This is a genomic window from Lysinibacillus sp. NPDC096382, from assembly GCF_044762845.1.
In the GTDB taxonomy this organism is placed as follows: Bacteria; Bacillota; Bacilli; order Bacillales_A; family Planococcaceae; genus Lysinibacillus.
Genome location: NZ_JBIWFC010000002.1, coordinates 102981 through 116041, shown reverse-complemented (window position 1 = coordinate 116041; position 13061 = coordinate 102981). Strand labels below are relative to the sequence as shown.

Sequence of the window (13061 nt, the reverse complement as noted above, 5' to 3'; positions counted from 1 at the left end):
TATGATTATGACGATATTTATACTATTAATTACAGCTGTTATAGCCTTTGCCTTCATTCCAAAATTAAACAAAAATAAAGAAACGAAAACAATCGTTATTTTTTCGATTTTTTTAATGCTCGGTGCTGCACTAAATGTTGCAGTCTCATTAAGGTTCAAAATACCGAGCCCAATAGATTTAATTACCTTTATTTTTTCACCAATTAAAGATTTATTCATTTCCATGACAAAGTAATTAAGCAACTTTATGTTAAGAAAGGGGTATCGTTCATGATGGAAAAAGAAATAATTAGTTCAAGACAATTTATGATCATTACCCTTCTCTTTTCAATTGGCACAGCCATTTTAATTATCCCCGCAAGTGTAACAAGCGAAGCAAAGCAAGATGCATGGATTGCAGCAATCATTGGTGTCGTTTTAAGTTTGCCTATAGTAAAGCTTTTCGTTGCTTTAGGAAATAGAACACCTACCCTTACTTTTGTAGAGGCTAATGAAAAAATATTAGGTCGTTTTTTCGGAAAATTCACTGCAATTGGCTTTATTATTATATCTTTACTTTCTGCCGGTGAATTATTATATTTCATTGGAATTTTCATGAAAACGGAAATTATGCCAGAAACACCTACGATGGCGTTTGCATTTATGTTCAGCATTATCATTATATATGCTGCATTTTTAGGTATTGAGGTATTTGCCCGTTCTGCAGAAATACTATGTCCAATTTTTATTTTAATTTTTATTTTCTTTGTAATTTGTATTTCGCCATCCATCCAGATTGAAAATATACAGCCAATAATGGAAACACCAAAAAAATCATTATTCTTTAGTATGATTCGATTTATAAGTCTTTTTTCATTCCCGCTTGTTGTATTATTAATGATTTTCCCTTCCGCAGTTAACGTCCATAAATCTGCACAAAAAGGTTTTTACATTGGCGCAATTTTGGGAGGAATTGTCTTAATTACGATCATCACACTATCTATCCTTGTCCTAGGTCCGGCAAATACTGCTTCTAGGACATTTCCTAGTTATTCTTTAGCTCAAAGAATTTCAATCGGGAATTTTCTGCAGCGTATTGAAGTGATTATGGCGGCCATGTGGGTAATATCAATTTATATTAGAACTTTTATGTATTTTTATGCTTCGGTGATCGGTATCGCACAAATATTTAAAATTAAAAATCATCGACCGCTCATTTTTCCACTCGGCATGATTATCCTTGGACTTTCACAAATTGTTCATCCTAATATTATTCATTCAGATATTTACAATAGAGATATCTGGCCTATATTTTCCTTTGTTTTAATGATTTTATTACCATTAGTTTTATTACTAGTCACAATGATTCGCAAAATTAATGGAAATAATACACAATGTAATAGTAGTACACAAAATGAAAATGATAGTAAAAACGGAAATGCTACACAAGGTGAAAGTAGCAGTAATGGCGGTAATGCTTCTCAAAATGATAGTAGTAGTAATAACAATAATTCTACTCAAAGTGGTAGTAGCAACAATGGCGGTAATACTACACAAAATGAAAGTAATAGTAATAACGATAATTCTACTCAGAGTGATAGTAGCAGTAATGGCGGTAATGCTTCTCAAAATGAAAGTAGTAGTAATAACAATAATTCTATTCAAAGTGGTAGTAGCAACAATGGCGGTAATACTACACAAAATGAAAGTAGTAGTAATAACGATAATTCTACTCAGAGTGATAGTAGCAGTAATGGCGGTAATGCTTCTCAAAATGATAGTAATAGTAATAACAATAATTCTACTCAATGTGGTAGTAGCAGTAATGGCGGTAATGCTTCTCAAAATGATAGTAGTAGTAATAACAATAATTCTACTCAAAGTGGTAGTAGCAACAATGGCGGAAATGCTACACACGCTGAAAGTAGCAGTAATAACGTTAATTCTACTCAAAGTGATAGTAGCAACAATAGCGAAAATCCCTCACCGAGCACAAGTGATAACGCTTCAAGCAATAATACACAGAATGATAGCGATACCGGCAATACTCCAAATAGTGATAAAAATAAAGATTCTCCAAAAAATTAATAACATAGTGGCATAAAAAATGATGAACCTGATCGTTTCATGGTCATCATTTTTTCTTTACACTTCTATTGAAAATTAATTAATTATGTCTCGGTATAGTTCCGTGACATCCGCCGGAGGCTTTAACTTCTTTGAGCGGATATCTTTTGTACCGAAAGCGTAGCGACAGGTACAGGTGTTTGGACACCAGCTGAAAGAAGTTATATGAATTCAATTCCAACCTTTGTTTATCTTCTCTCAAAATTGTACATTATATAGTTATGTAAATCTTGAGGAGGAATGGAAATGTCTATTTCTATAATTGCTGATGCTATAGTTCTCTTTCTCAAAATTTGAAAAACACACTAGGGAATAACAATGACCTTATCATACGAGAAATGACCATTGGAAAAGCTGAAAAGTATGCGTTATCGATCATCTATGTAAATAGCTTATCAAATACAGTTCGTGCTCTTCGTTTTCCATTATGATTTTAGCAGCTATAGTTGGATTGTTTGGTTTAATGTTTGTCCTTATGATCATCGCTTACGAACTTTTGTGTCCCATATTTAAGTCCATTCGGCCCATTAATTCTAAAGGATCAAAAAGACTGTTGTTCCCTCGTAGAGCTTTATTGACTCGACCACACTTAATTAGTCAAAAAAATACTGTCAGGGTCATTTTAATACGAAAAAAAGGAATCAAACGAATGATTCCAAAATTTAAATAATAAAGATTCGGTGCTACATTAAATATTGGGGTCTTATAAAGGATCAAAATTCCAAGCCCATTAGACTTGCTTACCTTTATTTTTTCACCAATTAAAGATTTAATTGTCTCCCTGACAAAATAATAAGGATCTTTATGTTAAGAGAAAAGGGGTAGCGTTCAAATGGAAAAAGAAATAATTAGCTCAAGACAATTTATGATCATTACCCTTCTCGCTTCAATTGGAACAGCCATTTTAATTAGCCCTGCTAGTGTAACAAGAGAAGCAAAACAAGATGCCTGGATTGCCGCGATTATTAGTGTCGTTTTAAGTTTACTTTTAATAAAGCTTTTCATTACTGTAGGAAAACGGACACCTACCCTTACATTTGTAGAAGCTAATGAAAAGATATTAGGTCGCTTTTTCGGAAAAATAACTTCGATTGGTTTTATTATTCTATCCTTACTTTCTGCCGGTGAATTATTATATTTCATTGGCATTTTCATGAAAACAGAAGTTTTGCCAGAAACACCTACAATGGCCTTTGCGTTTCTGTTCAGTATTATCATTATTTATGCTGCATTTTTAGGGATTGAAGTTTTTGCCCGTTCTGCAGAAATACTATTCCCATTTTTTATTTTAATTTTTATTTTATTCGTAGTTTGTATTTCACCATCTGTCCAGATGGAAAATCTACAGCCAATAATGGAGGCACCAGCAAAATCATTATTCATTAGTATGATTCGATTAATGAGTATTTTTTCATTCCCACTTGTCATATTATTAATGATTTTTCCTTCTACTGTTAACGTCCATAAATCAGCACAAAAAGGTTTTTACATTGGCACAATTCTTGGAGGGATTGTCTTAATTGCTATCATCACACTAGCTATCCTTGTCCTAGGTCCGGCAAATACTGCTTCTAGGACATTTCCTAGCTATTCATTAGCCCAAAGAATTTCAATCGGGAATTTTTTACAACGTATTGAAGTGATTATGGCAGCCATGTGGTTAATATCAATTTATATTAAAACTTTTATGTTTTTTTACGCTGGGGTCATCGGCATCGCACAAATATGTAAAATTAAAAATCATCGACCGCTCATTTTTCCATTCGGAATGATTATCCTTGGACTTTCACAAATTATTCATCCTAGTATCATTCATTCAGATATTTACAATAGAGAAACCTGGCCTATTTTTTCTTTTATTTTCGCAATCTTATTACCATTAGTTTTATTACTTGTCGCGAAAATTCGCAAAATTAACGGTAATCAAGGAAATAATACAAAAAGTAATTGTAGTACACAGAATGAAAGCGGTAGTAATAACGGAAATGCTTCTCAAAATGAAAGTAGTAGTAATAACAATAATTCTACTCAAAGTGATGGTAATAGCAATGACGGAAATGCTTCTCAAAATGAAAGTAATAGTAATAACGATAATTCTACTCAAAGTGATGGTAATAGCAATGCCGGGAATGCTTCTCAAAGTGCAAGTAGTAGTAATAATGATAATTCTACTCAAAGTGATGGTAATAGCAATGCCGGGAATGCTTCTCAAAGTGCAAGTAGTAGTAATAATGATAATTCTACTCAAAGTGATAGTAATAGCAATGCCGGAAATACTACTCAAAATGAAAGTAGTAATAATAACGAAGATTCTATTCAAAGTGCAAGTAGTAGCAATAGCGAAAATCCTTCGCAGAGTGTTAGTAGCAGCGATACTACACAGAATGATAGCGATACCGGCAATACGCCAAACAGTGATAAAAATAAAAATTCATCAGAAAATTAACAGTATAAAGGCATAAAAAAATGATGACCCTATCATATCAAGGTCATCATTTTTAATTGCTATTAAATGGCATTAAATATGATATTCAATTTGATCGACGAAATCCCATTCGTATGGTGTTTCTTGGTAAACATAGTAGTTCAACCAGTTTGAGAATAATAAATGTGTATGGGCACGCCACGTATTAATCGGTTCATTTGCAGGATTATCATGTGGGAAGTAATTCACTGGTACCTCAATATCTAATCCTTTCGCAACATCTCGACTATACTCATCAGCTAAAGTCGTTGCATCATATTCAAGATGGCCCGTAATCATAATGTTTTTATTATCCTTAGATTGCACAATAAAAACACCAGCATCTTCAGAATAAGATAGTAATCGTAAATCAGGATGGCTTAGTACTTCATCAATTGATACGGATGTATATCGTGAATGTGGTGCAGTAAATGAATCACTAAAGCCACGTACTAAATCCACTGTTAAATCCGTAATAACATGGGAATATACACCTGAGCATTTAGCAGGAAGTCCAATTTTACCGATACCGTAATGATGGTATAACGCCGCCTGTGCACCCCAACATATATGTAAAATCGATGTTACGTTTGTCTTAGACCAATCCATAATTTCTGAAATTTCCTGCCAGTAGTTCACTTCTTCAAATTCCATTTTTTCTACTGGTGCACCTGTAATGATCATACCATCATAACGGCGATGACGGATTTGATTGAAGGTCGTGTAAAATAACTGTAAATGTGATTTACTGACATTTTTCGATTCATGCGTAGCTGTATTTAAAAATGTAATATTCACTTGTAACGGTGTATTCCCCAATAAACGAAGTAATTGCAGCTCTGTTTTTTCTTTTTCTGGCATTAAGTTCAAAATTAATATATTTAACGGACGAATTTGTTGCGTTTTCGCTCGGTCCTCTTCCATAACGAAGATTTTTTCCTCACGTAAATGTTCTCCAGCTGGTAAGTTTTTCGGAATATTAATTGGCATCTTGCATTCCCCTCTCTTTTATTTCTTTTGTTACATCAATGCACAGGCCCTGCGCAAAGCTCAAATATCAAACGATGAAATTAAAAAATCCCCCTCATTCCATATGAGATAGAATGAGAAGGATTTTTCCACGTTCACTCTTATCTCTCAAAGGATAAATCCTTTGCTGGAATTAGCACCTTTCTAACTTTCGTTAGAGGTTGCTGAAGCGTCATCGGGCCAAATCCCTCAACTTCTCATGATAAGATTATTTAATTAAAAAGAATTGTAACATGAACAATTAAGAATATCAATAATACATAGAATATTTTGTTATTAATCATGCATGTCATTATGTAATTTGTTTAACACTAAACTTGAATGTTTACATTCATTATTTGATGGTAAACATGCTGTACTTATGTTAACATATACCTTTAGTAACAGAGAGGAACGTGAATAGTTTGATTAAAATTGATTTTCCAAAACCAGATTTAGTAATCCGCCAACGCGAACAAGATTTAAAGCCAGGAGATGTACCAATCACACCATACCATGGTTTTATCGACTTCCATAAAATCACTCGTGAAAACGGTGGTATTTTCTTATTCTACAATGAAGAAAACGAACTATTATTTGTAGGTAAAGCACGTAAAATTCGTCAACGTATTAAAAAGCATTTTGAGGACAATGTGTCACCGATGAAAAATCATCGTGATGAAATTTTCAAAATTGAAGTGTATGAAGTGGAAGATCCAATGGAACGTGAAATTTATGAAACGTACGCGATCAATTCATTCCGCGCTAAATACAATGTTGATAAAGTATTTTATTAATATTTAACGAAAAAAAAGAATCTGCTTGCCCTCTGTAATGTACATGACGGCTTGCAGATTCTTTTTCAATACTTTTATTCTAAGAAAAATGCTTTACGTTCTTTAGTAATCCATTCCTCAAGCTCCGTATCATCGCGCTTTAAAAGGCGATTAATAAGCACGTCATGCCATACATAATCCTCTAATAAATAGATATGAACAGGATCATTGGTAATAAAAGCCGTTTCCTGATTTGCCGGAGAGTGACCATAAATCATCTCTTGACCATCTACAGACAAAATAAACCAATGAGGTGTAGACGCATTCCTCGTATAGGGAGTGATACGGTGTTGGTCAATGGAAGCTAAATGGTCCTCCACATACAAGGTAATTCCCTGAACAGGTACATGCTTCGCTACCTCATGTAAATCTTCCCGCAATTCTTCATACATATCTTCCCACATTGATAATATGACTTTTTTCTCCGCTTTTTTTAATAATGACTGACAATAATTGAAGATTGCCTCTTTTCCTTTTAACGTGACAACTTTATGCTCCGCTTCCTGCTCTTTTACTTCTAATTTTTCTAATCGATCACTAATCGACGTAAAATTAGATTGCCAACGTTGCTGAATTTGCTGTAAAAACACAGCGACAGGAATGGAAGAGTATGTCGTTTGATCTGCCGTTTCTTCTTTCAGTACTAACCCTTTTTCAACAAGTACATCAAGTATATCGTATATTCTTGCACGAGGGATACCGGAGTTTTTACTTACTTGATAGGCACTAACATGACTATTTTGTACGAGTGCAGTATAGGCCTTTGCTTCATATTCTGTGAATCCCAGCTCTTTCAATTGGGCGATTAATTCAACCATTCGATCCCTCCATTACCTCTATTATAAGTTAAGGCTATGAAGATACGCCAACGAAAAAAATTAGTCTTTACAGCCCTGTGAAATTTAGTTACTATTTCAGTAGTAACTATCAAAAGAGGTGTAAACATGCTATTTGAAGTAGATGTAAATGTAGTCATATTATTAATATCTTTTGGATTTTTAGCCGCCTTTGTGGATGCAGTCGTTGGAGGTGGTGGCTTAATTGCGTTACCTGCCCTTATGTTTGCTGGTTTAAATCCAGCAGCGGCAGTAGCCACTAATAAACTTGCCGGCACCATGGGTTCTTTAACATCAACCCTTTCTTTTTATCGATCTGGTCAGCTAGAAATTCGTTCGGTTATTAAATACTTTCCCCTAGCCTTTGTGGGATCACTTTTTGGTGCATGGACAGTTCATTTAATTAATCCTGAATTACTAAAACCACTTATGCTCATAATGCTTGCTGCTGTTGCAGTCTATACAATCTTTAAAAAAGATTGGGGTTCTGTAGCTGCAGTCAAAAATTTAAAGTTTACGCACTTAGTCCTATTCATGCTGTTGTTATTTACAATTGGGTTTTATGATGGGTTTCTTGGTCCAGGAACTGGCTCATTTTTAATCTTTAGCTTTTTATTAGTCGGCTTCGATTTCTTAAAGGCAGCAGGAAACGCGAAATTTTTAAACTTAGCAAGTAATTTTGCCGGCCTTTTAATGTTCGCCTACTTAGGTCAGATTCATTATGTCTATGGTTTACTAATGGGTATCGCTCAAATTGCCGGTGCATTTGTAGGCTCACGTATGGCGATTAAAAAAGGTAGCGGCTTTGTCCGCGTATTATTTATTATCGTAACGATTACTTTGTTAACTAAAAATGCTTATGATTACATAAAAAACGCCGTAGATATCTAGCTCTACGGTGTCTTAACTTGTCGACAATCTTTGGCGTTCTGTTTCTTTAATTTGAAGAGGCTTTTTGTCATTTCGGAGGGTCTATCGGCGATTTTCGGGATTCTATTCGTCGCTCAGGAGAGGCTTTCCGTCACTTTGAACTTTCTATCCATCCAGAAATTCTATCCACGATTTTGGAGGTTCTATCAACGACTCGGTGATTCTATCCATCATTTGGAGGAGCTATTCGTCGCTCTGAAAAGGCTTTCCGTCACTTCGAACTTTCTATCCATCAATTCAGAGATTCTATCCGCGATTTCGAATGTTCTATCCACGATTTTGGACAGTCTATCCATCATTACGAACATTCTATCCATCGCTTATTGTCTGCAATATAAAACGCCGTAGATATTTTATCACTACGGCGTTTTCTAATTTAAATATACAACTTTTCATTTTTAAATTTATGACTTGTTAATAAGCTAACAATAATAAATATCACTAAGGAAGCGACGATTGGAATTGTCACGGTATGCATACCAAAGACAGAAGGATAAAAACGATCAATGATTATATAAAGGATCATACCCGAAATCATTGACGCTATAGCACCATACTTATTGGCTTTTTTCCAATATAGTCCTAATACGACGGTCCAAATAAAGACTGCCTCAAGTCCGCCAAAAGCGAATAAATTTAGCCATACTAATAAATCTGGTGGATTTAGTGCAAAAACGACAACGGCTAAACCGATCACTGTCGTAACAATAAAACTTGCACGCTTAATTTCCGTATCATTCGCTGTAGGTTTTATATAATTTAAGTAAATATCTTTCACTACTGTGGAGCTTACAAGCATAAGTAACGCGTTGACTGTAGACATCGTTGCTGCCATCGGTGCTGCTAAAACAATGCCAGCTAAAAATGGTGGTAAAACTTTTAATGTTAGCATTGGCATAACTTTATCACCAATTTCAATACCCGGTATCACTGGTCGTGCAAAAACACCGATTAGATGCATCCCAAACATTATTGTCCCAATGGCAATAGTGCCAATGATAATAGCTAAATGCATACTTTTAGAATCTTTATAGCTCATAGCACGAACTGCGATTTGTGGAAGTCCCACAACTCCAACACCAATCAAAATCCAAAATGTAGATACGTATAATGGCGTTAACTCACCTTCTGCTCCAAATGGAGACACAAGATTCGGATTCTCAGCGACAAGTGAGGCCATAATATTATCGATTCCTCCACCAGCGATGATTGTCCCAATTAATAAAATAATGGTTCCGATAACCATAATAGAGCCTTGCACCGTATCCGTTAGTGCAACAGCACGGAAGCCCCCAATAATCACATACACTAATACCGAAATCGCAAATATAAAGAGTGCAGTTGTATAGTTTAAGCCAGTTAATGATTCTATTAATCGAGCACCACCTACCCATTGGGCCATCATTGCGGAAAATAAAAAGATGATAATACTAATGGCCGATAGGATAACAATAGCATGACTCTTATAGCGTTCTCGTAAAAAATCTATTAACGTGATGGCTTGATACCGTCTTGCGATAATAGCAAATTTCTTCCCTAAAATCATTAAGACGAAATAACCTGCAGGAAGCTGCGCCATCGCCAGCAATACCCAGCCAAGCCCTTTCGTGTATGCAACGCCTGGACCACCAATAAAGCTACTTGCACTACCGTACGTAGCAATCATTGTCATAGCGAGGATAAAGCCTCCCATTTCACGACCACCGAGGAAGTATTCCTGTAAAAATGAATTGGAAGAGCGTACATACTTATTTGACCAGATCCCAATACCAAAAATGATGACTAGAAATAATAGCAGTGGAAAAATAACTTGCCAATGCATTATTGATCCACCTCCTCATCGTCAAATGGTACCTCTTTGAAAAAGAGTTTCATGACGACCCAGATTAACATAATCATAAAACCTGTCCCTGCAATACAGCTATAGAAAAACCATGCAGGGAAACCGAATACATACGTATAGCTTGTTGGATCACCAGAGCCTAGACCATAGGCAAAGCCAAACCAAATCGCAAAGTTAACGATAACAAGCCCGATACCGATAAGCGCCTCTCGATGCGCAATTTTAAAGCGTTGATCTTTCAAAATATAGTCCCCCTAACCTACTCTATTTTACTGATATGTTCGTATTATGGGAACCTTTGTGAAAAAATAAATATCAATAGCTCAAGCTATTTTTTAAAATAACGATTAATAGAGATTTTCCCCTTATTTCGTGTTTAACATTAGATTGTTTTTATTCACTAGTATCTAATAGCTCAACATCTATATTTTCGCTATTTCCCAGCTATGAAATATTTCTAGATGCCATTTATTTTTAAGTCTTTGATATTTATTCTCTTCAATCCATATATGTAGGTTTTTATAGGTTCCATTATTTTATAATTGGCCCCTTTATGTCTTAAAGCGGCATAATTTTGAGATGGGATTGTTAGAGTTACCGTATCATCTGGAATATGTTCGTACTTTTTCACTTCAACACAAACCCAGTAACCATCTTCATCTTCAAAATCATGATCTACGACAAAAGCACCAACTTGCTGTGAAGAATTTTCTACATGTTTCATTTCGCCAATTCGTTTTTTTAACTGCAAGGATGTTTTAGGAATTTCGATTATCTATTGATCAGCTGGACATAAAACCCGAAAACCTACTAGCTTTAACTCCTCAATTTCTTTATCTCTTTGCGCTGCAATGTGAATTCTGTCATTTCAATTCCCCCACATACAATTATTTTACATTTTCTACAATAAAAATAAATATTCCTCTTTTTCCTATAAAAATTGAAAAACGCCTGATATCCAAGCGTTTTTCAACATTCCTTAATATTGAAATTTTTTTAATAAGCTTTGAAGCTCGTCTGCCTGTTGTGCCATCTCTTTGGCTGAAGAGGCCATATTGTCTATGAAAGTTAATTGCTCCTTCGCTGTTAGCGTAACGTGCTCCGTACTTTCGGTTGCCTTGCTCGCAATGCGTGCCATTGCTTCTGTTGAGGCAGTAACTTCTTCAACACTTGCGGACATTTGCTCCGTCACGGCAGAGATGTCATGTAACTGCGTACTAACCCCTTTAATTGACTGCATAATCTTGTGGAAGGCCAGTTTTGTATCATCTACAACATCCATACCTGACGCAGCTTCCTTCGAGTTACTAGAAATAGCCGAAATTACATTGGCTGTATCATTTTGAATTGAATGAATAAGTGTTGCTATTTGGTCAGCAGATTCCTTTGATTGTTCTGCTAATTTGCGAACTTCATCAGCAACGACAGCAAAGCCTTTTCCTTGTTCACCAGCACGAGCCGCTTCAATAGCTGCATTTAAGGCCAGCAAATTCGTTTGATCGGCGATGCTTGTAATCACATCAACGATATTGCCAATTTGCTGTGACTGATCACCTAATATACGGACCTGTGCCTCTACATTGCCAGATGATTCATTAATAATTGACATTTGATGCAATACACGATTCAAAGAATCATTGCCTTGTGCAGCCTCATCACTCATTAAATCAGCAGCATCTGAAACAGTTGAAGCGGTTTTTGCAACTTGTTGGATGCCTATCGCCATTTCCTGCATGGCAGTTAGGCTATCACTTGTGCTTTGTAATGTAGTTTTTGAACCATCCGCTATATCTTCTAATGTTGACGTTAGCTGTCTCGTCATATCTGCTGTTTGCTGCGATTTAGTCGTTAAGCCATCAGAAGATACATCAACCTGTTTAGACGATTGTGCTATTTGTTGCATTAATACTTTTAAACTTGTCAGCATTTTGTTAAAAGATTGCGCTAGCTCCCCTGCTTCATCCTTGGAATTAATTTGTAACTGTTTTGTTAAATCTCCTTCTCCATCCGCAATATCTCGTAGTTGATTGTTTATTTCACGAAGCGGTTTCACAAATGCTCTTGTGGAAAGGAAGCTACCTAATATAGCTATGATTGCTCCGATGAACAATACAATGAGAAGCTTACCGATAAATGCAAAAATAATTGTTTTAACCCCATCTATTGTTTCACCGACAAACCACATGCCAATGATGTCTCCATTTGCATCTTTAATCGGTGCATAGAGTGTTAAATATTTCGTTCCTACTACATCAGCTTCACCTATAAAGGTTTCCCCTTTATTCATGACATTTTCAACGACTTTTGGATCAGCATCTTTGCCCACTAAACGTTCTCCATTTAGCTTTAGGTTGGTGATCAGTCCTTTTGAACCTTGAAAAATGGTTACACCGCCATCGATGCTTTCTCCTACCTCATCTACAAAGGCTTCCTGATTAACGATTTTTGTATCCCCTTTGTAAAGATCCCCATCTTGTATAGCCCAATCTCCCTTAAATCGTTCCTCTAGCAGCATATAACCAACCTTTGAAATATGGGTTATGCTCTGTTCAAAATTGTTACGCATAATTTGTTTTACTTGTATATGAGAAACAAATCCAATCATAACGCTTAAAAATAGGATGACTCCCACTAAAAGCAAATTAAATTTTGTACTAATTTTAAAAGTACGCAATAAATTTTTCTCTCCTTTCTCATATTTATTAGGAATATTATGTATAAAAAATAAGCCAAGTTTATTAAACATTATTATGTAAATAATTTCAATATATTATCGATAAATTAACATTTTTAATCATTATAGGGTGTTTCGAGTGTAGGAAAGACGGTAAATTTACAATGTGAGGTTGATTTTGTTCCGACTGTGCGCATTCTTGAGGGGGTACGATGAGCCGCTTCACTTTGCTGAAAGTTCTCCTTTGTGACGCTAATCCTCAAGGAGAAGTCCAGTCTCCACTGTCACCAACCCTCACTAGTAAATAAATATTTCATTTTAGGGGGGAGTTTAAATTATTCTTCATATATCTAGAAAAGTGGCC

11 protein-coding genes and 1 riboswitch are annotated in these 13061 nt (G+C 35.4%); of the genes, 5 read left to right on the top strand and 6 right to left on the bottom strand.

Going from position 1 to position 13061, the window contains the following annotated elements; genetic code table 11:
* The first annotated feature begins 1 nt into the window (after position 1).
* The 3 genes from ACIQZA_RS04340 (at position 2) to ACIQZA_RS04330 (ending at position 4552) form a co-directional block, all read left to right on the top strand.
* Positions 2-235 carry a hypothetical protein gene (locus ACIQZA_RS04340; protein WP_400938478.1) on the top strand — a complete coding sequence of 78 codons (234 nt, stop codon included), beginning with the start codon at positions 2-4 and terminating at the stop codon, positions 233-235.
* A gap of 35 nt (positions 236-270) precedes the next feature.
* The gene (locus ACIQZA_RS04335) at positions 271-2067 is read left to right on the top strand and encodes an endospore germination permease (protein ID WP_402880609.1); all 1797 of its coding nucleotides are present in this window, start codon (positions 271-273) and stop codon (positions 2065-2067) included.
* A gap of 871 nt (positions 2068-2938) precedes the next feature.
* Positions 2939-4552 carry a GerAB/ArcD/ProY family transporter gene (locus tag ACIQZA_RS04330; RefSeq protein ID WP_402880611.1) on the top strand — a complete coding sequence of 538 codons (1614 nt, stop codon included), beginning with the start codon at positions 2939-2941 and terminating at the stop codon, positions 4550-4552.
* A 72-nt stretch (positions 4553-4624) separates the two neighbouring features.
* On the opposite strand, the gene metA is transcribed toward ACIQZA_RS04330, so the two are convergent.
* Positions 4625-5560, bottom strand: coding sequence for a homoserine O-acetyltransferase MetA (gene metA / locus ACIQZA_RS04325; RefSeq protein ID WP_132360682.1), 936 nt, complete (start codon positions 5558-5560; stop codon positions 4625-4627).
* Positions 5561-5697: 137 nt separating this feature from the next.
* Positions 5698-5808, bottom strand: a riboswitch (SAM riboswitch).
* Between the two features lie 195 nt (positions 5809-6003).
* Here metA and ACIQZA_RS04320 point away from each other — a divergent pair.
* Entirely contained in the window at positions 6004-6375 is a 372-nt protein-coding gene (locus tag ACIQZA_RS04320; RefSeq protein ID WP_142510422.1) for a nucleotide excision repair endonuclease, read from the top strand.
* 74 nt (positions 6376-6449) lie between these two features.
* Here the strand turns inward: ACIQZA_RS04320 and ACIQZA_RS04315 are convergent, their stop codons facing one another.
* Positions 6450-7232: a TrmB family transcriptional regulator gene (locus tag ACIQZA_RS04315; protein WP_400938574.1), complete on the bottom strand. Its 783-nt coding sequence runs from the start codon at positions 7230-7232 to the stop codon at positions 6450-6452.
* 126 nt (positions 7233-7358) lie between these two features.
* Between ACIQZA_RS04315 and ACIQZA_RS04310 the strand changes: the two genes are divergently transcribed.
* Positions 7359-8141 carry a TSUP family transporter gene (locus ACIQZA_RS04310; RefSeq protein WP_402880613.1) on the top strand — a complete coding sequence of 261 codons (783 nt, stop codon included), beginning with the start codon at positions 7359-7361 and terminating at the stop codon, positions 8139-8141.
* Between the two features lie 415 nt (positions 8142-8556).
* Here the strand turns inward: ACIQZA_RS04310 and panF are convergent, their stop codons facing one another.
* The 4 genes from panF to ACIQZA_RS04290 all read right to left on the bottom strand — a co-directional run bounded on the left by panF (position 8557) and on the right by ACIQZA_RS04290 (position 12697).
* On the bottom strand, positions 8557-10002 hold the full coding sequence (gene panF, locus ACIQZA_RS04305; protein ID WP_402880615.1) for a sodium/pantothenate symporter: 1446 nt from the start codon (positions 10000-10002) through the stop codon (positions 8557-8559).
* Positions 10002-10265, bottom strand: a complete 264-nt coding sequence (locus tag ACIQZA_RS04300) for a YhdT family protein (protein ID WP_142510426.1) — start codon at positions 10263-10265, stop codon at positions 10002-10004. Before ACIQZA_RS04300 ends, panF begins: the two co-directional genes overlap by 1 nt.
* Before the next feature lie 215 nt (positions 10266-10480).
* Positions 10481-10747: a GyrI-like domain-containing protein gene (locus ACIQZA_RS04295; RefSeq protein WP_400938582.1), complete on the bottom strand. Its 267-nt coding sequence runs from the start codon at positions 10745-10747 to the stop codon at positions 10481-10483.
* 255 nt (positions 10748-11002) lie between these two features.
* A complete protein-coding gene (locus ACIQZA_RS04290; RefSeq protein WP_402880617.1) occupies positions 11003-12697 on the bottom strand; it encodes a methyl-accepting chemotaxis protein in 1695 nt (564 codons plus the stop codon).
* Between the last annotated feature and the right edge of the window lie 364 nt (positions 12698-13061).